This is a genomic window from Streptococcus sp. SS-4456 (assembly GCF_036680365.1).
GTDB lineage: Bacteria > Bacillota > Bacilli > Lactobacillales > Streptococcaceae > Streptococcus.
In genome coordinates, this window is sequence record NZ_JAVIHI010000020.1 from 1 (window position 1) to 23056 (window position 23056).

A 23056-nucleotide genomic window follows, 5' to 3' on the forward strand; every position below is an offset into this window, starting at 1 on the left:
GGAAACTTACCCAAATACCATTCTCCATAGTGACCAAGGTTGGCAATACCAACATGAAGTCTATCACCGTTTTCTTGCAAGTAAAGGCATATCTTGCAGAAAAATATCAAGTTACGGATTGCCTGCGTATGAGTAATGGTGGAAATACTTACCGAGGTTTTGATAAGGAAACCAATCAAGAAGTTATCATTAAGGAAGCACGAGCGGAAGTCGTTTCATATGAAAAGATTACAAAAAAGATGCTGCGAGAAAATGAATACAAATATGCTAAACACCTACAAGCTTCTAATCGAACTCCTAAGATACTGGAAAGAGTAAAAGAATGGATAAATGACTACTATATCTATGAAAGCATCAGAGGCCAGAATTTGCTAGACTATGCTAGTCCAATGTCATTCTTTACGTACAGTAGCGACACTCCTGGTGAAAATATTGATAAATTTCAACATTTTCTTTCTCTGACGAAACAACTGGTGCATTTTATTGATTATTTCCATAAACGCAATATTGTTTTAAATGATATTCATGCTAATAATTTTATTGTGTCAGAAGATAATAAACTGTATTTTATTGATCTAGAAAATTCTTATGAAAACGAAAATGATAATTTAATTGGGATATACAATGAAATTAGTTTGAAAGAATGGAATAGATTAGATGGAAAACTTGGGGATTGTCATAAACTGGCGAATTTAATCTTATTTTTACTAGGTCGTTTGCAAATAAGAAGTGGAGAGAAATACGAAGCTCATTTAACAGATGATTTGCTAAGTAGATATGGTATAAAAACTAATCTATCCCAACTGATTTCTTATCTACTCACTGATGAAGCAAGTATATCTGTTGCAAAAGAAATGGTTGAAAATGTAAGAGCAGAGCTAGGAAAAGTCTGCTATGAGTTAATACCTTACGAAAATTCAATGCCTGAAGTTTCCATTCCCATTAGTCAATTATTGGATTTAGAAGGTTTATCTCAATATATTCGTTGGAAGGAAGATGATGAACGCCTAAAAATTCTTATTGATAGAGAGAGCAATACGGGATTAGACGGCTTGGCTGGAGTCCTGGTCTTAATGGAAGACGGTGCTTTATCAGCTACCCATCAGCAATATGTTGTAACAAAGATTTTGGACAAAATTGTAGAAACAGAGTATGGACCGTCAATTGCATATGGACTGGGGTATGCTTCGCCTTATCTAACTACAGGGGTTGCGGGGGTGCTGAAAGCCTTGCAGTATATTGGTTATCAGAAGTTCCTCGACCTATCTCAAGAATTAGTGAAGGGGTTGTTAGTTGAGTATGGTCAATATCTAGATTTTAGGCAAGGAATGTTGGGAGTTGCAGATACCTTGCTAGATATATTTAGTGCTACAACGAATCAGAAACTACTGGCAGCCGTAGAGAAACAGTTAGTGATGGTTGCAATTAAGGCAAAGTATGATAGGAAATTACAAAAAGAATTACTCTATGTATTTTCACGTTACGGGAGAATAAAAAATGAATTTATTATTAAAGAACAAACTGTATAATGTATTAGCTGTTTCACGTTTACTCAACTCATTGGGTGCACACATTTATAACCTTGTTTTCGTGATCTATGCAGCTACTCAATTTCGCTCAACATGGGCGATATCTATCGCTAATATAATTATGGTTCTCCCTACAATTTTTTCATTTTATATGGGGATTCAAGCAGATAAGACTAAGAAAAAGGCAAACGCATTGTTTTCAGCAGCCCTTGTTCAGACTGTTTTATTCTTTGTTATGTCATTCTTGCTACAAAGTACAACGATTGGAGTATTTGCTCTTGTTTGTGTGATGAATGTGATAACTGATTTACTGTCTGATTATTCTTCAGGTTTGCGGTTACCGATTATGCAGAAGAACTTGAAAGAGGATGAACTTATGGAAGCTTATTCCTTCTTTCAATTCATTTCTTGTGTGAGTGGTATTGGTGGGCAGGCTTTAGGGTTATGGCTTCTATCATTGTCAGGTAATAATTTTAGTATTGTTGCGATGTTGAACGCTTGTTTCTTCTTTATTTCTGGAATTTTACTCTATACACATAAAAAACATTTGACGCATGATGAGATTGAAATAGCATCGTCACAATCCATCAAACAACAGCTAAGTGATGTGATTGATGTTATTAAGGTTGTTTTTGAAACCAATGCCTCTGGCAATCTTTTGACAACTTTAAGTTGTATTTTACTTATGAATGCCCTAGGTGGTGCACTTGGTTCTATCTATACTATCTATTTTCTAGATAAGAGCTTGTTTGGGATGACTTATGGTCAGAGTCTTTTGACTATCAATGCTATCTTGGTTGTGAGTATGATTGTTGGGAGCTTGACACCAAATGATTACTTTGCAAAGTTATCTCTTACAAAAATGATGATTTGTAATGCGCTGGCATTGACCGGAATTGGTTTGAGCCATTTATTGGGACTAAGTGAGTTTGTTGGAGTAGTTTTTCTAGCATTTTCATCCTATATTGGCGGAAAGGTCAATCCTAAAATTGATGCTCTATTATTAGCCAATACTTCGCCGGAACTGCTAGCACGCACAGATACTTTATTGACCATGTTATTTACGCTTTCTCTTCCTGTGGGAACCATTCTCTTTTCTACGTTAGCTACTATACATATTCATTTGACTTGGGGGATGTTTGCTTTTATTGGATTGCTTGCAACTATCTTGGCAGTCCAATCTCAGCTAGCAACTGAAAAATCTAAACTTGTATCTGCATAGAATGGTTTGTCACTCAAAATTCTTTGGATTTTCCAGAGAATTTTTTAGTTTTCCTTAAGTTTGGCGAGTTATACTCTATTCAAGCTAGAAATAGCGAAATTTCTTTTTCATATAATCTCCAGAAAACAGTCAGCAAGAATTAGCTGACTGTTTTTGTATAAAAAATCAAAAAATCCTTGACTCATCCCTAGGGTAATAGTGTATGTTAGGACTATTAAAACAGATGGAGGTTGCTTATGCAGGTCAAAGATGTGGAGAAGTTGACAGGCTTGTCAACTAAGGCGCTTCGGCTGTATGAGGAAAAGGGTCTGATTGAACTGGCGAGAAATCCGCTCAACGATTACCGTGATTATTCGGAGGAAAATGTACGTCAGCTTCGCTTGATTAAGTTGCTCCGCTATTTTGAGTTTTCCTTAGCAGAGATTACGGACCTCCTAGCCTTGCCAGAGGAGGACTTGCAGTCAGCCTTGCATGAGAAAAAGCGGGGAATCAATCAGCAAGCAGAAGAATTGAGAGACAAGGTTGATTTGTTGGACCAGGTGGTCAGAGATTTGGGTAAGAAAGAGGATTGGTTGGAAGAAGCACAGGAATCCATTGCTTTTGTGGAAAGCGGTGAATTTCAAGACTTCAAACAAGATTTAGAAGATGCCTTGCTACCAAGTATTTGGATGACTCTCTTGCAGACCTTGTCGCTATCAGGTCCCATCCTCGGGCTGTTTACCCGAATCCAAGAGGGTCGTCAGGAAAATCTTTTCCTACTAGCAGTGGTTTCCCTGCTAGCAACCGCTTGGATAACGCTTCTCTGGCGAGACTACCTCGTAATCTGGTGGAAACATCGGGACAAGGTTCGCCAGAAGAATCGTAGTCAAGCCTGGTGGATTCCGATTGGTCTCATCTCCCTCGTAGGTGGGATTGTCTACTTTGTCCTTGTTGGCTGGTTGACCGAAAGATTTTTCCTACCAAGCGATTGGCTCTTCTATGAGTATTCGACTGGTCTGGGCAAGGTTTCCATGGCATTTATCATGGCTTTTCTCGTTTTTATTTTGGGAAAACTGGCGAAGCTGGTGAATTTATCTTGGAAATACGGTTTGGGACTGGCAGGTTCTTGTATCCTACTGACCGCTCTGCTGATTTCTACCACAACAGCCGTGACCAAAGACCAGATTATCGACATCAATCTGCTGGCTCCGTCCAAGGAATATCTTTACAGCGATGTCAAGTCTGTCTGGACAGGTTTTGGGACCAAGCTAGTGATAGTGAGCAGGTCTGAAAGGCAAGGGGAGTTTAGCTATCAAATTCAACTGGATGGGAAAAAGATTGTGTTTATGCAACCAACTGTTAATCAGAACTTGGTATCTGACGATACCTACATCGAACTAGAGGAGTTTGATAGGCAGTTGATGAATCTGAAAATTCCCAAAGAAAGTTCAACAGAAGGCAGTCAGTACAATGAGTTAGATTCGCACTATCTAAAACGATTTTTACGAATAGTGGAAAATTAATAAAATGAATTCTGCTTTAGTTTCCCTTAAGCTTGACGAGTTATACTCTATTCAAGCTAGAAATAGCGAAACTTCTTTTTCATATAATCTCCTGAGAATACTGGACTCATTGAGTCTGGTATTTTCATTTTGTGCTATAATGGTTTCATGATAAATCGAATTTTAGACATGGAACAAATGCAGAATGAGGAGTTCGTAGAACGTACCCTGCGTCCGCAGAAATTAAATGAATACATCGGTCAGGATAAGGTCAAGGACCAGCTGAAAATCTTTATCGAGGCAGCCAAGCTCCGTGATGAAGCCTTGGACCATACGCTTCTGTTTGGCCCTCCGGGTTTAGGGAAGACGACCATGGCCTTTGTCATTGCCAACGAATTGGGGGTCAACATTAAGCAGACCAGTGGTCCTGTTATTGAAAAAGCAGGTGACTTGGTGGCCCTTCTCAACGACTTGGAGCCTGGCGACGTCCTCTTTATCGATGAAATCCACCGTATGCCCATGGCGGTCGAGGAAATTCTCTACTCTGCTATGGAGGATTTCTACATCGACATTATGATTGGAGCAGGGGAGGCCAGTCGCTCCGTGCATTTGGAGTTGCCACCTTTTACTCTGATTGGAGCAACCACTCGTGCGGGTATGCTGTCTAATCCTCTGCGGGCCCGTTTTGGTATTACCGGTCATATGGAGTATTATGAACTGGCTGATTTGACGGAGATTGTCGAGCGGACGGCGGATATCTTTGATATGGAGATTACTCATGAAGCTGCTATTGAGCTGGCTCGTCGGTCTCGTGGAACTCCCCGTATCGCCAACCGCCTGCTTAAGCGGGTACGGGATTTCGCACAGATTATGGGCGACGGCCTGATTGACGACACCATTACAGACAAGGCTCTGACCATGCTGGACGTGGACCGCGAAGGGCTGGACTATGTGGACCAGAAGATTCTCCGCACCATGATTGAGATGTATGGCGGAGGTCCTGTCGGCCTCAACACCCTGTCGGTCAATATTGCCGAGGAGCGTGAGACGGTGGAGGATATGTACGAGCCTTACCTGATTCAGCAGGGCTTCCTCATGCGGACACGGACGGGGCGGGTTGCGACAGCCAAGGCCTACGAGCACTTGGGTTATCCCTATATGGAAAAATAATGGCAGAGCAGATGAGACAATTAGCTCGTTTATTTGGAGACTGGCCTGAAACGATTATCTGGACCTGTCTAGAAGGTACTATGGGAGACATTTATGTTGATGACAGCCAGTTGCCCCAGTCAGCCCTAGCTCTCTATGGACGGCAGAGCTTCTTTGGTTTTTTAGCTGGCCAGCCACATCGAGACTTGCTAAAAATGTGCGAAGGTAAAGATATTATTCTAGTCCCCCAAAACCAAGCCTGGTCAGACTTGATAGAAGAAGCTTACGGAGACGAAGTTCGTTTTTTTACTCGATACGCTACGAAAAAGGACACTGAATTTGACCTTGGGCATTTACAGAAACTGGTTGATGACTTGCCTGAAAGCTTTGATATGAAACTGATTGACCGTAATCTGTACGAGGCTTGTCTGGTAGAGGAATGGTCATGGGATTTGGTGGGAAATTATATAGATGTGGAACAATTTTTGGACTTGGGTCTGGGCTATGTCATCTTGCACAAGGGTCAGGTGGTTTCGGGGGCTTCGTCCTATGCCAGCTATTCAGCTGGGATTGAGATAGAAGTGGATACTAGGGAAGACTATCGAGGTCTGGGTTTGGCAAAAGCCTGTGCGGCTCAGTTAATTTTAGCTTGTTTAGACCGCGGACTCTATCCAAGCTGGGATGCCCACACCTTGACATCCTTGAAACTGGCTGAAAAGCTGGGCTACCAACTGGACAGACCCTATCAGGCTTACGAATGGAGATAAGATGAAACCGACATTTATTTGGGATTTGGATGGAACGCTCTTGGATTCTTATGAGGCGATATTGGCTGGAATTCAAGAAACCTATGAACAATACAAACTACCTTTTGACCGTGAGGAAGTCAGACAATTTATACTGCGCTATTCTGTTAAAGATTTATTGGTGCGTGATGCAGACAAATACGGTCTGGATAGCGATGAACTTAATCGTGTGCGTGCGACTTCCTTGAAGGAGAAAAATACGCAGATTCCCTTGATGGCTGGTGCGCGTGAAATTCTGGACTGGACTGCTCAACAAGGCATCCAAAACTTTGTCTATACCCACAAGAGTGACAATGCTTTTCAGGTTTTGGAGGATTTGGGTGTCCGTCACCATTTCACAGAAATCTTGACAAGCGATTCTGGTTTTGCCCGCAAACCAAGTCCAGAAGCTCTGCTATTTCTTATCGACAAATACGGGCTGGACAAGGAAAGCACCTACTATATCGGTGACCGTATGCTCGATGTAGAAACAGCTGTCAACGCAGGAATTCACAGTATCAATTTACAAATTGATGGTGTTAAGAAAAATTGGAAGATTGAGAAGTTGGTGGATATAAAAGAAAAGTTTGAAGTATAGATATAGTTTAAAACTATTGCAAGTCATGAAAATATTCAATTAGTCATCTATAGCTAATTTTGATACACTAGGGATGTGAAATAAAAATAGCGAGGTGAGTTATGAACGATAAAGAATTTGGACAACGTGTACGTCAACTTCGAGAAAACGCTAGTCTGACACGTGAACAGTTTTGCGATGACGAACTTGAGCTCTCCGTCCGCCAATTAACCCGTATCGAAGCAGGTACTTCTAAGCCGACTTTTTCAAAAATCCAATATATCGCAACCCGCTTAGGCATGGGGCTCTACGAGCTTATGCCAGATTATGTGTCGCTACCTGAACGATATTCCAAACTGAAATTTGATGTGCTTCGCACACCAACTTATGAAAATGAGGAATTGATGGAAAAACGGGCAGATATGATGACAGAAATCTATGATGACTATTATGATGACTTGCCAGAGGAGGAGAAAATAGCAATCGATGCTATTCAATCAACCATTGACGTATTTGAAACGAAGACAGCAGAGTTTGGTCAAGATATTCTAGATGACTATTTTGAACAGATACATAGAAAAAAACAATTTTCAGCCAATGATTTGTTGATAATCCAGCTCTATTTAATCAATTTGAGAATGGAAATTAAACAGAGCAGTGATTTTCAGCACTTTTTAGACTTGGTGGAAAAGTTACCAAGCCAAGTAGAATTAGTTGAATCTGGGGATTTGTTTATTTTAAGGGATGTGATGATAACTTCTGTTGGACTTTTGGGACAAAAGGAAGAATTTAGCTATATTCCTACACTCTTTGAAGCACTTGATAAGATAATGCAGAAGACCCAAGACTTTCAAAAGAAACCTATTCTTAATCTGCTTAAGTGGAAATATGAGTTGTTAATAAATAAAGATAAAGATGCAGCAACTACCTTATATGAAGAAGCACTTCTTTTTGCAAGAATAATTGGTAATGCCCACTTAACGGCTAAATTAGAAGAAGAGTGGAGAAAAGATAGTCAATTTTAGGACATTTTTGTCCTGTTGGAGAATTTACTAAGATTGTAAAATAGTTTTATCAAATGAAGGAGATAGAGCAATGATTACAATTTTTACAAAAGTTTTTCGATTTGGAGATTTCTCAACAAGCTGGTGGAATTTTTAAGATTCACCTTGTTCAAGAAGCCTACATCCGTTAGGCTTTTTTGCTATACTAGACAGTATATAGGAGGTGGCTATGTTAGAAAATTGGTTAAATGCCAAACAAGGTCAGGTACTTCATTACAAGATGGAGAGGACTGAGGATGCTCTGGGGTGATTAGGTAATCCATATTTAAATTGTTAGAATTAGAAATAGATTGGTAGCAAGACGGTCTGTTATGTGACATTTTTGTCCTGTTGAAAAAAGTTTTCAAGTTGTAAAATAGTTTTATCAAATGAAGGAGATAGAGCAATGATTACAATTTTTACAAAAGTTTTTCCATTTGGAGATTTCTCAACAAGCTGGTGGAATTTTTAACATTCACCTTATTCAAAAGCCAACATCTGTTTGGCTTTTTTGCTATACTAGACAGTATATAGGAGGTGGCTATGTTAGAAAATTGGTTAAACACCAAACAAGGTCAGGTATTTCATTACAAGATGGAAAAGATTGAGTATGCCCTAGAACTGCTAGGAAATCCCCAGTTTGCTGTTCCGGTCATTCACGTGGCTGGAACCAACGGCAAGGGATCGACCATTGCCTTTTTGCGCCAGCTATTTCAGGCACATGGCTTGCGTGTCGGCAGCTTCGTGTCACCTCATATGGTGAGCGTGCACGACAGGATTTCTATTGACAGCCAGCCCATTTCAGACCATGATTTTCAGCACTATTTACAGAAAGTCTACGACTTGGAGCAGGAAGTTGCCGCACGCTATGAGCCTTTCCGCTATTTTGAGGTCATGGTACTCATTATGTTCCTCTATTTCAAGGACCAACAGCCTGATTTGGCGTTAGTAGAGGTAGGTATCGGCGGACTTTTGGATACGACCAATGTCGTGGCTCCAGCCCTAAGCGTCATCACCTCCATCGGTATGGACCATCAGGATTTACTAGGCTCGACTTTAAGGGAAATAGCAGAGCAGAAAGCAGGGATTATCAAGCAAAACGTGCCTGTTGTCCTAGGACCGCTTTGTCCAGAAACCACAGCCATCTGTCGCCAAATTGCCCTTGATAACCAAGCACCTGTCTACCAATTTGATCAGGAATTCACCTACAAAGCAGGACAGTTCAGCAATGCGGACTTGGAACTGTCAGAATTGGTTCTAGGTCTTGCTGGTAAGCACCAAGAAGAAAATGCGGCCGTTGCCTTGCAAACTTTTTTGCTTTATATGGCAAGTATTCAAAAAACTGTTTCTCCTCAGTTAATAAAAAATGCCCTTGCCCAAACCAGCTGGGCCGGTCGTTTGGAATTGGTCGTTCAAGAGCCAAAAATCTATTTGGACGGTGCCCACAATGTTCCTGCCATCGAACGCTTGATTGACTTTATTCAGGAGCAAGACGAACCGGTCACTATTCTCTTTTCTGCCCTTCGACGCAAGGATTTTCAAGAAATGCTTGGATTATTGGAAGAAAAGTTACCGCATACTCCCCTTGTATTAACCAGCTTTACCTATGATGGAGCCTTGTCGGAGGAAAACCGACAAGGACGAGATTATGTTGAGAACTATCAGCTGTTTATAGAAGACTGGAAATCGGCTGGACAAGGCATACTGATTATTACTGGCTCCCTTTACTTTATCTCAGAAGTACGTCAGATTTTTAAAAAATGAGTAGCTTTTTCGAATAAATAGGTATGACACATGCAGAAAAAGTAGTCTTTTTAAAAGAATTCCAAGAGACCAAACGCCATACCTTTCGACAATTAGAGCAATTTGCGAAAATTTCTAGAACTCCCGATAGGAAATGACATCGGGAGTGCTTTTTGATATAATAAAAAAAGTACATTCAAGGAGGAGAATATGACAGAATTAGATGCAGTTGCTCACGAAGTATCTTATCAACCTCGGCGCCGTCGAAGAGCGAGGCGTTCGCAGGGCTATCAGCTGAGTGAAGATTTTAAGGACAGGCTGCCCAAAACAAAGATTTGGCCGGCTCTCGTTTGGAGTTTAGTACTGAGCCTTGTGAGCGTAGCCAATCCTTTTCTAACCTTTTTAGCTACAAATGAGCAGACCCAGTATTTGTATGCCGGAATGGCTATGATGGCAGGTCAGAATCCCTATGGAGATTTCTTTGCAACAAACGGTGTTTTCTATTACTTACTAGCCTGGTTAGGTCATATTGATGGAGGATTTATTGTATTTGGTTTTCTCCAAATGCTTGCGCTGTTTATCGCAGGAGTTTATTTCTATAAAATCATGGTCTATTTTAGTCAGTCGGAACGGTTGGCGACTAGTTCAAGTCATTGGTTTTATATTTTTATTGCTTCTTTAGGATTTGGCGGCTTATATGCAGAAATCTTTGCGCTTCCTTTTGTTTTGGCAAGTATTTGGTTCCTAGTCCGCTATTTTGCAAATGCTGTGGGTGATGAGGCCTTTATCCTGTATGGAATTGAGGCAGCCTTGGCCTTTCTGATTTATCCAGAGAGCCTCTTATTATGGTTGCTAGCTGGTTTCATATTGTTTGTTTTTAACACGCAACAACGGCAAATGGCTCGAGGGTTCTATCAATTATTAGCAAGTATATTTGGTCTTCTTTTGGTCTTGTATCTAGTTGGCTACTATGCCTTTGAAGCACAGATTCTAGGAACAGCTATCCAGCAGACTTTTCTTTACAATTTAGGCTTGGATTTCCAATATGCTGGTTTGTATGTGATACTGGCAGTTGTAGCTGGGTTTTTGTTGCTATCTGGTTTTTTCAAGGGATTTATCCAGACCGTATCTTCCTTCGGTCAAGGTCGGCATAATCATATCAAGGTTCTAATCCTGCTTGTTTTTATAGCCCAGCTGGTGTTTATTATTGGAACTCCAAATGGTCATTATAGCCAACTGCTTAGTCTGTTGCCATACGGTTTTGTAATGACTGTTCTCCATTTGGGAGCTGACTCAGAAGTTGAGGAACGGGGCTATCTCAGTCGTCACTTTTTCCTGCCTCTTGTCATGACTTTTGGAATGGTCGCACAACCAGCCTATACTTATTTTGTAGAGGGGGATTTGGTCACGGATCGTGCAAGCATTGCTAGTTATGTTGGACAAGAAACGACTAAGACGGATAAGATTTACGTTTGGGATAATAGCGCTAGTATCTATCTGGATAGCCAGCGTCTGTCATCCGCCACCATTATCTCAGCGGAGCCCTATCTGACTACGACTGGTAATCAAAATAGCTTGCTATATGACCTCAATAAAAATGAGGCAAGTCTGGTGATTGTTAATAAGAACATCCCGCTCTTAGATGATGTAAAAGCAAATTTAGAGCTGCAGTATAAACCTGTCAAAACTACCGATTACTTTACTGTCTATCAAAAGAATGAATGATTGCCCAGGCAGTCATTTTTTCATGGACTTAGAAACAAAGGGATGTGTGGTATAATGGAGGAATAAGTAAACGGGAAAAGAATGTCTAAAGAAATGTAGGAAAAGATATGTCACAAATTATCGAATTACCAGAAATTTTAGCCAACCAGATTGCAGCTGGAGAGGTCATTGAACGTCCAGCCAGTGTGGTTAAGGAGTTGGTTGAGAACTCGATTGACGCAGGTGCGAGTCAGATTGAGATTCGCATCGAAGAAGCTGGGCTAAAAACTATTCAAATTACGGACAACGGCGAAGGTATTGCCCCTGACCAAGTAGCTTTGGCTTTGCGTCGGCATGCGACTAGTAAGATCAAAAATCAGGCAGATCTGTTCCGTATTCGGACCTTGGGTTTTCGTGGTGAAGCTCTACCGTCCATTGCCTCTGTCAGTCAAATGGTTATTGAAACGGCTACAGCCAACCATGCTCACGGCTTACGTTTGGTTTCCAGGGGCGGAGTGATTGAGTCAGAGGAGCCAATCAGTCGCCCAGTCGGCACCCAGATAACCGTTTCGGATTTGTTTTACAATACCCCTGCCCGTCTTAAGTATGTTCGCAGTCAGCAGGCCGAGTTATCGCATATCGCTGATATTATCAACAGGCTGAGCCTGGCCCATCCTGAAATCGCCTTTACCTTGGTCAATGAAGGACGGGAATTGATGCGGACAGCTGGAACGGGTAAGCTCCGTCAAGCTATTTCGGGTATCTACGGTATTGCTTCTGCTAAAAAAATGGTGGAGATTGAGGCCGAGGACTTGGATTTTCAGGTTTCGGGTTATGTTTCCCTGCCAGAATTGACCCGTGCCAACCGCAATTACATTTCCATTTTCATCAATGGACGTTACATCAAGAATTTCCTGCTTAACCGTGCTATTTTAGAAGGTTACGGTAGTAAGCTCATGGTAGGGCGTTTTCCGCTGGCAGTGATTTCCATTGAGATTGACCCCTATCTTGCCGATGTCAATGTTCACCCGACCAAGCAAGAAGTTCGCATTTCCAAGGAAAAGGAATTGATGACCCTGATCCGTGAAGCTATTATCAAGGCACTCAAGGAGCAGGATTTAATTCCTGATGCCCTGGAAAATCTGGCCCAGTCTAGTACGCGTACCAAGGTCAAAGCAGAGCAGGTCACCTTGCCACTCAAGGAAAGCAAGCTCTACTATGACACTGTCAAGCAGGACTTCTTCCTCAAACCAGAGGTGGTTTCAGAAGACATCAAGCCTTTGGAAGAAGACAAGAACCTGACAGAGATGACAAGTCAAGTTGACAAGTCTGTCACTATCAAATTTGCCCAACGGCAGACAGAAATTACTGATGATTTGGACCACCCAAATCTAACTAGTAAGGAACTGGCTAAGGTGGCAGACAAGTTGGATCAGGAAGAAACCTCAACCTTCCCAGAATTGGAATATTTTGGTCAAATGCACGGCACCTATCTCTTTGCACAAGGAAAAACAGGACTGTATATCATCGACCAACATGCTGCACAGGAGCGGGTCAAATACGAATATTATCGTGAGAAAATTGGTCAGGTAGATAACTCCGCCCAGCAACTTTTGGTGCCTTATATCTTTGAATTCCCTCAAAATGATGCCCTCAATCTTGCGCATAAAATGGATGCCCTTCGTCAAGTTGGTGTCAACTTAGAAGAGTATGGTGTCAACCAATTCATCTTACGTGAGCACCCTATCTGGATGAGAGAAGAGGAGATTGAGGCTGGTATTTACGAGATGTGCGATATGCTACTTCTAACAGACCAGGTGTCCATCAAGCAGTATCGGGCAGAGTTGGCTATTATGATGTCCTGCAAGCGTTCTATCAAAGCCAATCATGCCTTGGATGATTATTCGGCGCGTGATTTATTGCGGCAATTATCGCATTGTCAGAACCCTTATAACTGCCCGCATGGCCGCCCAGTCTTGGTGCATTTCAGCAAGTCAGACATGGAAAAAATGTTCAGACGTATTCAGGAAAATCATACCAGTTTGCGAGAGTTGGGGAAATATTAAGCAATTGACACACTAGTAAAGGAAGTATATGTACGACTATATCAAAGGAATGTTAACCAAAATTACTGCAAAGTATATTGTGGTAGAAACGCATGGCGTTGGCTATCTCTTGCAGGTGGCTAATCCCTATGCTTACTCTGGGCAGGTCCAGCAAGAAATAACAGTCTATACCCATCAAGTTATTCGTGAAGACGCTCATCTGCTCTACGGATTTGCGACAGAGGCTGAAAAATCTGTATTCCTCAGTCTGATTTCAGTATCAGGTATTGGACCAACAACGGCTCTAGCAATTATCGCCGTTGACGATAACGATGGTCTGGTGCGGGCTATTGAGCAAAAAAATATTACTTATCTGACCAAGTTTCCAAAGATTGGTAAGAAAACAGCCCAGCAGATGATTTTGGACTTGGAAGGCAAGTTTGTTATGAGCGAAGAAGCAGGTCCGGTTCAGTCAGTTGCCCCAGCTAGTGAAAATGTTGCACTTGATGAAGCCATGGAAGCCATGGAAGCACTCGGTTACCGACCAGCCGAACTCAAGAAAATCAAGAAATTCTTTGACGGCACTACCGACACCGCAGAAAATTACATCAAATCAGCCCTTAAAATGCTGATGAAGTGAGGATAGTGATGAGTTTAAATTTGATACATGCTGGGACTAGCCATAGACCAAATTATCCTTTGTCAGGGAAAGAATTTTCTATTGATTATCACTATATGCCTCATGAAGAGGTTGTCATCATAGGACGCATAGACCCTAATTACCACTTTTTTGAAGCTCGAGCATCTTTGAAAGACACGGAAAAAATATCGACCATCTATAAGGCCTTGATGGCGGATCAACAGGACTATGTTCGCCTTGGGACACTTCATCATCTCGGCGATACCTATTCTGGTCGTCTAACTGCTTCTCTAATACCGAATTATGTCGGTTATTGGGATACATACACGGGTCTGCAAATTAAGCAGAAAGATGAACATTCTGGCGGACATTTTGCTTATTTTTTACAAAGACACTATCGTGAACAAGTGAGAAAGGCGGAGCTACGCGATAGGAGTGGTTCGTATGTATCAATCCTGGAAAATTATCAAGCCTATCTAAAAACAGTTGATTATGTGGCTTATGAGGGTAAGGTAGAACCTCTGAGGCAGATATTGGAGCAAGAGGCTTATGTGCTTCTGTCTCAAAATGAAGAGCTCGTTCAAGCTTATAAAGCTTGTCTAGATTTGATAGGATCGCTCTATAATGCTTATCAGACTGCCATTCGTTAATGCTAGAAAGGAAAAATATGAACCGTTGTTCTTGGGTCAATCTCAACAATCCCCTCTATATAGCCTATCACGATCAAGAATGGGGGCGCCCTTTGCATGAGGAGCGGGCTCTCTTTGAATTGCTCTGTTTGGAGACCTATCAAGCAGGTCTGTCTTGGGAAATTGTGCTCAACAAGCGACAGGCTTTCAAGGCTGTCTTTCATGATTATGACTATCATGCGGTTGCTAGCATGACTGACCAGCAGCTGGATGCCCTGCTCGACAATCCAGCTATTATTCGGCACAAGGCTAAGCTCTACGCGACCCGTGCCAATGCCCAAGCCTTTCTCAAGTTACAGGAAGAATGCGGCAGTTTTGACCATTATATCTGGTCTTGGCTAGCAGGTCGCCCACAGGTCAATTCGGTTGGTGACTACCGTCAAGTTCCTGCTAAAACCTCCCTTTCCGAGGCTATTTCCAAGGACTTGAAAAAACGAGGTTTTAAATTTGTCGGTCCTGTCTGTGTCTATTCTTTCCTACAAGCAGCCGGGCTCATTAACGACCATGAAAATACGTGTGACTGGAAAAATATCTAAAACCACCAGCCAATTACGAACTAATAGATAGGCAGGCAACTGCATGCTATCAAAAGTAGAAGGAGGATTATGAAAGCAGAACTCATCGCCGTAGGCACTGAAATTTTGACCGGTCAGATTGTCAATACCAACGCGCAATTTCTATCTGAAAAGTGTGCTGAATTGGGTATTGACGTCTATTTTCATACAGCAGTAGGCGATAATGAAAAGCGTCTTTTGTCGGTGTTGGAGATTGCCAGTAAGCGTAGTGAGCTAGTCATTCTCTGTGGAGGACTGGGGCCAACAGAAGATGACTTGACTAAGCAGACCTTGGCAACCTTCTTAGGTAGAAAATTGGTCTTTGATGAAAAAGCCATAGCAAAATTAGACCGCTTCTTTGCCAGCCGACCAGGTCGTGTCCGCACGCCCAACAATGAACGTCAAGCACAAATCGTTGAGGGAAGTCAGGCTTTGCAAAATCCAGCTGGTTTGGCAGTAGGAGGCATGATTGAGCAAAATGGGGTGACCTATGTAGTAATGCCAGGCCCTCCAAGTGAACTCAGAGCCATGTTTACAGAAAGTTTACAGCCCTTGCTTGACCAGTCAAGTCAACAACTCTACTCGCGTGTCTTACGCTTTTTTGGCATTGGTGAAAGTCAGTTGGTGACGATTTTAGCTGATTTGATTGACAAACAAACTGACCCAACTCTTGCACCCTATGCTAAGGTTGGAGAGGTGACTTTACGCTTGTCCACCAAAGCGACCAGCCAAGAAGAAGCAAATCTACGTTTGAATCAGTTGGAAGAAGAAATCTTGCAACGTGACAAACTGGTCGACTATTTCTATGCCTATGGTGAGGAAAATAGTTTGGTCCAAACAGTAGCGAATGGTCTTGTGGAGAAAAAACAATCCCTAGCCATCGTCGAGCAGGGAACAGGCGGACTTTTACAGTCAGAAGTCAGTTTGGCTTTGGCTGGGCAACCTTATTTTAGCGGTGGTCAAGTCATCGGTCAGTTAGGTACAAAATCGGGCAGGTGCTCAGAAGAAGCTGATGGCATTCGTGAGGAGCTACAGGCTGATTTGGGACTGGCTGTGTCGGTACTTATCAAGCCTGAATCGACAGAGGATAACGTTCTTGCAAAGGTATATCTAGCCTTGGCTAGCACCTCTGGCATTTCCCAAAAAGAGGTTGACTTGGGTGGCTACTCTTGGCAACACATCCGCCAATTAGCTTGCTTGCAAGCCTTAGATTTTGTACGAAACACTTTGTGAAAGAAAAGAATTTTGCTATAATAGTTTGATTAAGAAAAGAGGAGAACAGCATTGGCTAAAAAACCTGCTAAAAAATTAGAAGAAATTACAAAGAAATTTGGAGATGAGCGTAAAAAGGCGCTCGACGATGCCCTTAAAGCTATTGAAAAAGATTTTGGTAAGGGTGCGGTGATGCGCTTGGGAGAGCGCGCTGAACAGAAAGTTCAGGTTATGAGCTCAGGTAGCCTATCTATCGATATTGCACTAGGTGCAGGTGGTTATCCTAAAGGGCGTATTGTTGAAATTTATGGTCCAGAAAGTTCAGGTAAGACAACCGTTGCTTTGCACGCAGTAGCTCAGGCTCAGAAAGATGGCGGGATCGCTGCCTTTATTGATGCGGAACACGCCTTGGATCCAGCCTATGCAGCGGCTCTTGGTGTAAACATCGATGAGTTGCTCTTGTCACAGCCGGATTCAGGGGAACAAGGTCTAGAAATTGCTGGTAAGTTGATTGACTCAGGAGCGGTTGACTTGGTTGTTGTGGACTCAGTTGCAGCCCTTGTACCTCGTGCAGAAATCGACGGGGATATCGGTGATAGCCATGTGGGTTTACAGGCTCGTATGATGAGTCAGGCCATGCGCAAACTCGGAGCATCTATCAACAAAACCAAGACAGTAGCTATTTTCATCAACCAATTACGTGAAAAAGTCGGTGTCATGTTTGGTAACCCTGAAACAACACCTGGTGGACGTGCGCTTAAATTCTATGCATCTGTCCGTATGGATGTTCGTGGAAACACACAAATCAAAGGAACAGGCGATAAGAAAGATCAAAACGTTGGTAAGGAAACCAAGGTGAAGATTGTGAAGAACAAGGTGGCTCCACCATTTAAAGAAGCTGTTGTTGAAATCATGTACGGTGAAGGAATTTCTCGTACAGGTGAATTGATTGAGATTGGTAGCAACCTCGGCATCATCCAAAAAGCAGGTGCTTGGTATTCATATAATGGAGAAAAAATTGGTCAAGGTTCTGAAAATGCTAAGAAATTCTTGGCAGATAATCCAGCAATCTTTGATGAAATTGACCGCAAGATTCGTGTTCATTACGGTTTGATTGAAGCTGATGAAACGCAAGAAACTGTGACAGAAGAGGCTCCTGTTGCTATCGAAGAGGTCCAAGATGTTGTTTTGGACTTGGATGGTGGTATTGAATTAGAAGAATAAAAAACGAAAAAGTTTGGGTTATCCAGACTTTTTTCTATTTGAAAAACGAATATTCGCCCAAAAATTTAAAGTTTTTTTAAAAATAGGTCTACAGACGGATGGAATTTGTGGTATAATGTTTTATAATGTGCTTACTAAGATGTAGCAAAGGAGTGACTACATGATTAAAATTTACACAGTATCTAGTTGTACTTCTTGTAAGAAAGCAAAGAACTGGTTGAATGCCCATCAATTGTCCTATAACGAACATAATCTGGCTAAAGAGGCAATCACCAAGGAAGAAATTCTAAATATATTGACTAAGACAGAAAACGGAATCGCGAGCATCGTTTCGTCTAAAAACCGTTATGCAAAAAGTTTGGATTTTGATATAGAAGATTTAAGTGTCAATGAAGTGATTGACTTGATTACTTCTAATCCACGTATTTTGAAAAGTCCAATTCTGATTGACGAGAAACGATTGCAGGTTGGATATAAAGAAGATGACATTCGCGCCTTCTTACCGCGAGCAGTTCGAAATGTTGAAAATGCCCAAGCTCGTATGCGAGCAGCCCTATAAAGAGTAGGAAGAACTCTATTTATGGAGTTCTTTTTGCACTTTCTTTGTGCTTGTTCTAGAAATGTGATATAATGAAAATGAATAAAAATTGAAAGAAGGTGTAAGTATGGGATTCACAGAAGAAACAGTTCGTTTTCGTCTGGATGACACAGATAAGCAAGAAATTAGTCAAACCTTGACCAGTGTTTATCGTTCATTGGAGGAAAAAGGCTATAATCCAATCAACCAAATCATTGGCTATGTATTAAGTGGGGACCCTGCTTATATTCCTCGTTACAATGATGCCCGCAATCAAATTCGTAAACATGAACGCGATGAAATCATCGAAGAATTGGTGCGCTACTACCTGAAAGGAAATGGGATTGACCTCTAATGAGAATAATGGGATTAGATGTCGGTTCTAAGACGGTTGGTGTAGCTATTTCAGATCCCTTGGGATTTACAGCTCAAGGTTTGGAAATCATCCCAATTGACGAAGAAAAGGGTGAATTTGGTTTAGAGCGTTTAACTGAGTTAGTAGAGCAGTATAAGGTTGATAAGTTTGTTGTAGGCCTACCTAAGAATATGAATAATACTAGCGGACCTCGTGTCGAAGCTAGTCAAGCCTATGGAAATTTATTGATTGAACAATACAAACTACCAGTTGATTACCAGGACGAACGGCTAACAACCGTAGCGGCAGAGCGCATGCTGATTGAGCAGGCAGATATCAGTCGCGGAAAACGCAAGAAAGTTATTGACAAATTAGCAGCTCAGCTGATTTTGCAAAATTATTTAGATAGAACATTTTAAAGGAGATACGAATGGCACATCATCATGACCATGAACACGACCACAATCACGACGAACGTGAATTGATTACTTTGGTAGACGACCAAGGAAACGAAACACTTTTTGAAATTTTATTGACAATTGACGGTCAAGAAGAATTCGGCAAAAACTACGTCCTCTTAATCCCTGCAAGCGCAGAAGAAGATGAGAACGGAGAGGTTGAAATCCAAGCCTACTCATACATTGAAAATGAGAACGGCACAGAAGGCGACCTCCAACCAATCCCAGAAGACGCAACAGCAGAGTGGGATATGATTGAAGAAGTCTTCAACAGCTTTATGGAGGAATAAAAAGGTCCAGTGGACCTTTTTATCAGGTCCAGTGGACCTTTTTATCAGGTCCAGTGGACCTTTTTATCAGGTCCAGTGGACCTTTTTATCAGGTCCAGTGGACCTTTTTATCATGAGTTTGAAAACCAACGAACGAATTAAGGTCCGGTTGGACCTTTTTATCTTTTGCTTGAAAACAGGAGAGCAAAACTAGGTCCGGTTGGATCTTTTTATCATGAGTTTGAAAACCAAAGAGCGAATTAAGGTCCTGTGGACATCGAATCATGAGTCCATAAATTAGAAATCGAATAAAGGTCTGGTGAATGTTTTAATCTGCTCCCTGTCGTTAGAATGATAATTCCAACGATTTTTTTAAGGAAGCTAGAAAAAAATAACACTAAAATCAATGAACAACTTGAAGGTGGAGGATTGTATGAAAGAAGAGTTGGGAAAATATTTATCGCAAGACCCTGATATCAATAGGATTTTGGAGATTGTAAAGGATTTAGACTTAGCTGATTCATGGATTTGTGCAGGAACAATTCGTAATTTTATCTGGAATCACTACCGTTTTGATAAAAATACGGATGTTGATCTTATCTTTTACGATCAGCAAGTGTCGTATCAAGCAACAAAAGAATTAGAAGTAAATTTGCGTCAAAGATATCCGGAATATCAGTGGGAAGTTAAGAATCAAGTATTTATGCACATTCATAGCCCGGATACCTCTCCTTATCAATCGTCAAAAGATGCAATAGAAAAATTTCCTGAAAGGTGTACCGCAATTGGTATTCGGCAAACAGAGAAAGGGGATATAGAACTATTTGCACCTTATGGATTAACTGATATTTATAATTATTTGGTACGACCAACTCCTTATTTTATTGGTAATTCTAAACGAATGGATTTATATGAGAAAAGAATAAAAAAGAAGAATTGGAAAAAACAATGGTCTAAAATAACCATAAAATATGAAGAATGAAACAAAATATAATCCGATAGACAAAAATGTCCTGTAGAAAGTTAGCTCTTTTCGATAAACTTAAACCATCAAACAAAGGAGATAGGACGATGGAATTTGAAAAGGTCTATGATTGCGTAAAAGGAATTGTTAACAAGGCTCGTAAAGAGTTTTATATCAAACTGTGGGACAGAGATGACTGGGAGCAGGAAGGCATGATAACCTTGTTCGAACTCTTGGAAGAACAACCATGGTTGATTGGGGAAAGAGCCCAGTTGTATTGTTATTTTAAAGTTAAATTTAGAAATCGGATTAAAGACCGAGTTCGCAGACAGGAAAGTCAGAAGCGCAAGTTTGACCGTTTGCCCCATGAAGACATTCACGACCTATCACATCTCATCCAATCACCTGGTTTGGTTAATGACGAGCTAGTGATGTTGAGAGGTGCCTTGAGAGATTATCGGAAAAATTTGTCTATGGACCAATTGGAAAATTATGAAAAACTCATCAGTGGTCAGAGTTTTAATGGTCGTAAGAATATGCTTCGGGATTTGCAAGAACATTTAAAGGACTTTCGATGATTGTTTTCTACTAATTATTATAAGAATAATGGCGATAGAATACACGAACCGCCTCCCAAAACAGAAGTTTTGGGATTTTTAAATTTTTAAGTAAAAACTCTTGCAATGCACAATATAATTTGATAGAATGTTCTAGTGCCGTAAAAATTACGGCTGTAGCTTTGATGCAAGAGGTTGCGACACGCTCGGTTGCATTGCCACGCAACACGTGTTGGTTTTCTTGTGGAGCTAGCCTATTATCTTAAATAGACGAAAAGGAGAAAAAGATGGCAAACAAAAAAATCCGCATCCGCTTGAAAGCGTACGAACACCGTACACTTGATACAGCAGCTGCAAAAATTGTTGAAACTGCAACTCGTACAGGTGCTCAAGTAGCAGGTCCGGTTCCGCTTCCAACAGAACGTAGCCTCTACACAATCATCCGTGCGACTCACAAGTATAAAGATTCTCGTGAGCAGTTCGAAATGCGTACACACAAACGTTTGATCGACATCATCAACCCAACTCAAAAAACAGTTGATGCTTTGATGAAATTGGATCTTCCAAGTGGTGTGAACGTAGAAATCAAATTGTAATCAAGTCGCGAGCAAAACTCAGAATCTTGATTTGAGCATGAAAAACGCTCGTTAAAAACTTTTTAAATACAATATTAAGAAAAGGAATATTTTTCTCATGACAAAAGGAATCTTAGGGAAAAAAGTGGGAATGACTCAAATCTTCACTGAATCTGGTGAATTTATCCCTGTAACTGTCATCGAAGCAACTCCAAACGTTGTTCTTCAAGTGAAAACAGTTGAAACTGATGGTTATGCAGCAGTTCAAGTTGGTTTTGATGACAAACGTGAAGTATTGAGCAACAAACCTGCCAAAGGCCATGTAGCTAAAGCTAACACAGCTCCTAAGCGCTTCATTCGTGAATTCAAAAACATTGAAGGCTTGGAAGTTGGACAAGAAATTACAGTTGAAACTTTCGCAGCTGGTGATGTTGTTGATGTAACTGGTACATCTAAAGGTAAAGGTTTCCAAGGTGTTATCAAACGCCACGGTCAATCACGTGGTCCTATGGCTCACGGTTCTCGTTACCACCGTCGTCCAGGTTCTATGGGTCCTGTTGCACCTAACCGTGTATTCAAAGGTAAAAACCTTGCAGGTCGCATGGGCGGCAACCGTGTAACAATTCAAAACCTTGAAGTTGTACAAGTTGTTCCAGAAAAGAACGTTATCCTTATCAAAGGTAACGTACCAGGTGCTAAGAAATCTCTTATCACTATCAAGTCAGCAGTTAAAGCTGGTAAATAATAAGGAAAGGGGAAATCAGTCGAAATGGCAAACGTAACATTATTTGACCAAACTGGTAAACAAGCTGGTGAAGTAGTTCTTAACGATGCGATTTTTGGTATCGAGCCAAACCAAGCAGTTGTATTTGATGTGATTATCAGCCAACGTGCTAGCCTTCGTCAAGGCACTCACGCAGTTAAAAACCGTTCAGCAGTCTCAGGTGGCGGACGCAAACCATGGCGCCAAAAAGGTACAGGACGTGCTCGTCAAGGTTCTATTCGTTCACCACAATGGCGTGGCGGTGGCGTAGTCTTCGGACCAACTCCACGTTCATACGCGTACAAACTTCCACAAAAAGTTCGTCGCTTGGCACTTAAATCTGTTTACTCAGAAAAAGTTGCTGAAAACAAATTTGTAGCTGTTAACTCACTTGAATTCACAGCTCCAAAAACTGCTGAATTTGCAAAAGTACTTGCAGCATTGAGCATTGATTCTAAAGTCCTTGTTATTCTTGAAGAAGGCAACGAATTCGCAGCTCTTTCTGCTCGTAACATCCCAGGAGTTAAAGTTGCAACTGCAACAACTGCAAGCGTACTTGACATCGCAAATGCAGACAAACTTCTTGTAACTCAAGCAGCTATCTCTAAAATTGAGGAGGTTCTTGCATAATGAATTTGTATGATGTTATCAAAAAACCTGTCATCACAGAAAGCTCAATGGGCCAACTCGAAGCAGGCAAGTATGTATTTGAAGTTGACACTCGTGCACACAAACTCTTGATCAAGCAAGCTGTTGAAGCTGCATTCGAGGGTGTTAAAGTTGCAAATGTTAACACAATCAACGTGAAACCTAAAACAAAACGCGTAGGTCGTTATGTAGGTCGCACAAACAAGGTGAAAAAAGCAATCATCACATTGGCTGCTGATTCAAAAGCGATCGAATTGTTCGCTACAGCTGACGCTGAATAATCAAAGGAGGAA

At 41.3% G+C, this 23056-nt stretch carries 25 protein-coding genes; all 25 read left to right on the top strand.

Annotation, left to right across the window (positions count from 1 at the left end):
- Positions 1-1529: hypothetical protein (locus RFK25_RS06730; RefSeq protein ID WP_332412536.1), on the top strand; the 1529-nt coding region annotated here is incomplete at its 5' end.
- Complete coding sequence (locus RFK25_RS06735) at positions 1498-2751, top strand: transporter (protein WP_332412503.1); 1254 nt, start codon at positions 1498-1500, stop codon at positions 2749-2751. The genes RFK25_RS06730 and RFK25_RS06735, both read left to right, overlap by 32 nt.
- A 236-nt stretch (positions 2752-2987) precedes the next feature.
- A complete protein-coding gene (locus tag RFK25_RS06740) occupies positions 2988-4253 on the top strand; it encodes a MerR family transcriptional regulator (protein ID WP_332412505.1) in 1266 nt (421 codons plus the stop codon).
- Between the two features lie 150 nt (positions 4254-4403).
- Positions 4404-5402 (top strand): Holliday junction branch migration DNA helicase RuvB, encoded by a 999-nt coding sequence (gene ruvB / locus RFK25_RS06745; RefSeq protein ID WP_332412535.1) that lies wholly within the window; start codon positions 4404-4406, stop codon positions 5400-5402.
- Positions 5402-6148, top strand: a complete 747-nt coding sequence (locus tag RFK25_RS06750; RefSeq protein ID WP_332412506.1) for a GNAT family N-acetyltransferase — start codon at positions 5402-5404, stop codon at positions 6146-6148. The genes ruvB and RFK25_RS06750 overlap by 1 nt, the downstream gene beginning before the upstream one ends.
- A gap of 1 nt (position 6149) precedes the next feature.
- A complete protein-coding gene (locus RFK25_RS06755; RefSeq protein WP_332412509.1) occupies positions 6150-6764 on the top strand; it encodes an HAD-IA family hydrolase in 615 nt (204 codons plus the stop codon).
- 101 nt (positions 6765-6865) lie between these two features.
- Positions 6866-7768 (top strand): helix-turn-helix domain-containing protein, encoded by a 903-nt coding sequence (locus tag RFK25_RS06760; protein ID WP_332412510.1) that lies wholly within the window; start codon positions 6866-6868, stop codon positions 7766-7768.
- Positions 7769-8329: 561 nt separating this feature from the next.
- On the top strand, positions 8330-9550 hold the full coding sequence (locus RFK25_RS06765) for a bifunctional folylpolyglutamate synthase/dihydrofolate synthase (RefSeq protein WP_332412511.1): 1221 nt from the start codon (positions 8330-8332) through the stop codon (positions 9548-9550).
- 189 nt (positions 9551-9739) lie between these two features.
- Positions 9740-11254: a quinol oxidase gene (locus RFK25_RS06770; RefSeq protein WP_332412513.1), complete on the top strand. Its 1515-nt coding sequence runs from the start codon at positions 9740-9742 to the stop codon at positions 11252-11254.
- Positions 11255-11361: 107 nt separating this feature from the next.
- Positions 11362-13299 carry a DNA mismatch repair endonuclease MutL gene (gene mutL / locus RFK25_RS06775; protein WP_332412515.1) on the top strand — a complete coding sequence of 646 codons (1938 nt, stop codon included), beginning with the start codon at positions 11362-11364 and terminating at the stop codon, positions 13297-13299.
- Positions 13300-13327: 28 nt separating this feature from the next.
- Entirely contained in the window at positions 13328-13918 is a 591-nt protein-coding gene (ruvA, locus tag RFK25_RS06780; RefSeq protein ID WP_332412516.1) for a Holliday junction branch migration protein RuvA, read from the top strand.
- An 8-nt stretch (positions 13919-13926) separates the two neighbouring features.
- Positions 13927-14568, top strand: a complete 642-nt coding sequence (locus RFK25_RS06785; RefSeq protein ID WP_332412517.1) for a hypothetical protein — start codon at positions 13927-13929, stop codon at positions 14566-14568.
- A gap of 17 nt (positions 14569-14585) precedes the next feature.
- Positions 14586-15143, top strand: a complete 558-nt coding sequence (locus tag RFK25_RS06790) for a DNA-3-methyladenine glycosylase I (protein WP_248054903.1) — start codon at positions 14586-14588, stop codon at positions 15141-15143.
- Positions 15144-15212: 69 nt separating this feature from the next.
- Entirely contained in the window at positions 15213-16394 is a 1182-nt protein-coding gene (locus tag RFK25_RS06795; protein WP_332412520.1) for a competence/damage-inducible protein A, read from the top strand.
- Between the two features lie 51 nt (positions 16395-16445).
- Positions 16446-17597 (top strand): recombinase RecA, encoded by a 1152-nt coding sequence (recA, locus tag RFK25_RS06800; protein ID WP_332412522.1) that lies wholly within the window; start codon positions 16446-16448, stop codon positions 17595-17597.
- Positions 17598-17757: 160 nt separating this feature from the next.
- On the top strand, positions 17758-18156 hold the full coding sequence (gene spx, locus RFK25_RS06805) for a transcriptional regulator Spx (RefSeq protein WP_029177692.1): 399 nt from the start codon (positions 17758-17760) through the stop codon (positions 18154-18156).
- Positions 18157-18262: 106 nt separating this feature from the next.
- Complete coding sequence (locus RFK25_RS06810) at positions 18263-18529, top strand: IreB family regulatory phosphoprotein (protein ID WP_029177693.1); 267 nt, start codon at positions 18263-18265, stop codon at positions 18527-18529.
- Positions 18529-18948: a Holliday junction resolvase RuvX gene (ruvX, locus tag RFK25_RS06815; RefSeq protein WP_079270427.1), complete on the top strand. Its 420-nt coding sequence runs from the start codon at positions 18529-18531 to the stop codon at positions 18946-18948. The genes RFK25_RS06810 and ruvX overlap by 1 nt, the downstream gene beginning before the upstream one ends.
- A gap of 11 nt (positions 18949-18959) precedes the next feature.
- The gene (locus RFK25_RS06820) at positions 18960-19277 is read left to right on the top strand and encodes a DUF1292 domain-containing protein (protein ID WP_004195480.1); all 318 of its coding nucleotides are present in this window, start codon (positions 18960-18962) and stop codon (positions 19275-19277) included.
- Between the two features lie 412 nt (positions 19278-19689).
- Complete coding sequence (locus RFK25_RS06825; protein ID WP_332412525.1) at positions 19690-20238, top strand: nucleotidyltransferase family protein; 549 nt, start codon at positions 19690-19692, stop codon at positions 20236-20238.
- 89 nt (positions 20239-20327) lie between these two features.
- Positions 20328-20798 (top strand): sigma-70 family RNA polymerase sigma factor, encoded by a 471-nt coding sequence (locus RFK25_RS06830; protein WP_332412527.1) that lies wholly within the window; start codon positions 20328-20330, stop codon positions 20796-20798.
- Positions 20799-21064: 266 nt separating this feature from the next.
- The gene (rpsJ, locus tag RFK25_RS06835; RefSeq protein WP_002939332.1) at positions 21065-21373 is read left to right on the top strand and encodes a 30S ribosomal protein S10; all 309 of its coding nucleotides are present in this window, start codon (positions 21065-21067) and stop codon (positions 21371-21373) included.
- A 97-nt stretch (positions 21374-21470) separates the two neighbouring features.
- Entirely contained in the window at positions 21471-22097 is a 627-nt protein-coding gene (gene rplC, locus RFK25_RS06840; RefSeq protein WP_011921686.1) for a 50S ribosomal protein L3, read from the top strand.
- 24 nt (positions 22098-22121) lie between these two features.
- Entirely contained in the window at positions 22122-22745 is a 624-nt protein-coding gene (gene rplD, locus RFK25_RS06845) for a 50S ribosomal protein L4 (protein ID WP_004195490.1), read from the top strand.
- Positions 22745-23044, top strand: coding sequence for a 50S ribosomal protein L23 (locus RFK25_RS06850; RefSeq protein ID WP_004195491.1), 300 nt, complete (start codon positions 22745-22747; stop codon positions 23042-23044). The genes rplD and RFK25_RS06850 overlap by 1 nt, the downstream gene beginning before the upstream one ends.
- Positions 23045-23056 lie beyond the last annotated feature (12 nt).

Bases quoted from the DNA above. Each gene is read 5' to 3' on its own strand.
- RFK25_RS06820 (WP_004195480.1), top strand. From the start codon at position 18,960: ATGGCACATCATCATGACCATGAACACGACCACAATCACGACGAACGT.
- ruvX (WP_079270427.1), top strand. From the start codon at position 18,529: ATGAGAATAATGGGATTAGATGTCGGTTCTAAGACGGTTGGTGTAGCT.
- mutL (WP_332412515.1), top strand. From the start codon at position 11,362: ATGTCACAAATTATCGAATTACCAGAAATTTTAGCCAACCAGATTGCA.
- spx (WP_029177692.1), top strand. From the start codon at position 17,758: ATGATTAAAATTTACACAGTATCTAGTTGTACTTCTTGTAAGAAAGCA.
- rpsJ (WP_002939332.1), top strand. From the start codon at position 21,065: ATGGCAAACAAAAAAATCCGCATCCGCTTGAAAGCGTACGAACACCGT.
- RFK25_RS06740 (WP_332412505.1), top strand. From the start codon at position 2,988: ATGCAGGTCAAAGATGTGGAGAAGTTGACAGGCTTGTCAACTAAGGCG.
- rplD (WP_004195490.1), top strand. From the start codon at position 22,122: ATGGCAAACGTAACATTATTTGACCAAACTGGTAAACAAGCTGGTGAA.
- RFK25_RS06755 (WP_332412509.1), top strand. From the start codon at position 6,150: ATGAAACCGACATTTATTTGGGATTTGGATGGAACGCTCTTGGATTCT.
- RFK25_RS06795 (WP_332412520.1), top strand. From the start codon at position 15,213: ATGAAAGCAGAACTCATCGCCGTAGGCACTGAAATTTTGACCGGTCAG.
- RFK25_RS06770 (WP_332412513.1), top strand. From the start codon at position 9,740: ATGACAGAATTAGATGCAGTTGCTCACGAAGTATCTTATCAACCTCGG.
- RFK25_RS06765 (WP_332412511.1), top strand. From the start codon at position 8,330: ATGTTAGAAAATTGGTTAAACACCAAACAAGGTCAGGTATTTCATTAC.
- RFK25_RS06785 (WP_332412517.1), top strand. From the start codon at position 13,927: ATGAGTTTAAATTTGATACATGCTGGGACTAGCCATAGACCAAATTAT.
- RFK25_RS06760 (WP_332412510.1), top strand. From the start codon at position 6,866: ATGAACGATAAAGAATTTGGACAACGTGTACGTCAACTTCGAGAAAAC.
- RFK25_RS06735 (WP_332412503.1), top strand. From the start codon at position 1,498: ATGAATTTATTATTAAAGAACAAACTGTATAATGTATTAGCTGTTTCA.
- RFK25_RS06790 (WP_248054903.1), top strand. From the start codon at position 14,586: ATGAACCGTTGTTCTTGGGTCAATCTCAACAATCCCCTCTATATAGCC.
- rplC (WP_011921686.1), top strand. From the start codon at position 21,471: ATGACAAAAGGAATCTTAGGGAAAAAAGTGGGAATGACTCAAATCTTC.
- RFK25_RS06830 (WP_332412527.1), top strand. From the start codon at position 20,328: ATGGAATTTGAAAAGGTCTATGATTGCGTAAAAGGAATTGTTAACAAG.
- RFK25_RS06850 (WP_004195491.1), top strand. From the start codon at position 22,745: ATGAATTTGTATGATGTTATCAAAAAACCTGTCATCACAGAAAGCTCA.
- ruvA (WP_332412516.1), top strand. From the start codon at position 13,328: ATGTACGACTATATCAAAGGAATGTTAACCAAAATTACTGCAAAGTAT.
- RFK25_RS06810 (WP_029177693.1), top strand. From the start codon at position 18,263: ATGGGATTCACAGAAGAAACAGTTCGTTTTCGTCTGGATGACACAGAT.
- RFK25_RS06750 (WP_332412506.1), top strand. From the start codon at position 5,402: ATGGCAGAGCAGATGAGACAATTAGCTCGTTTATTTGGAGACTGGCCT.
- RFK25_RS06825 (WP_332412525.1), top strand. From the start codon at position 19,690: ATGAAAGAAGAGTTGGGAAAATATTTATCGCAAGACCCTGATATCAAT.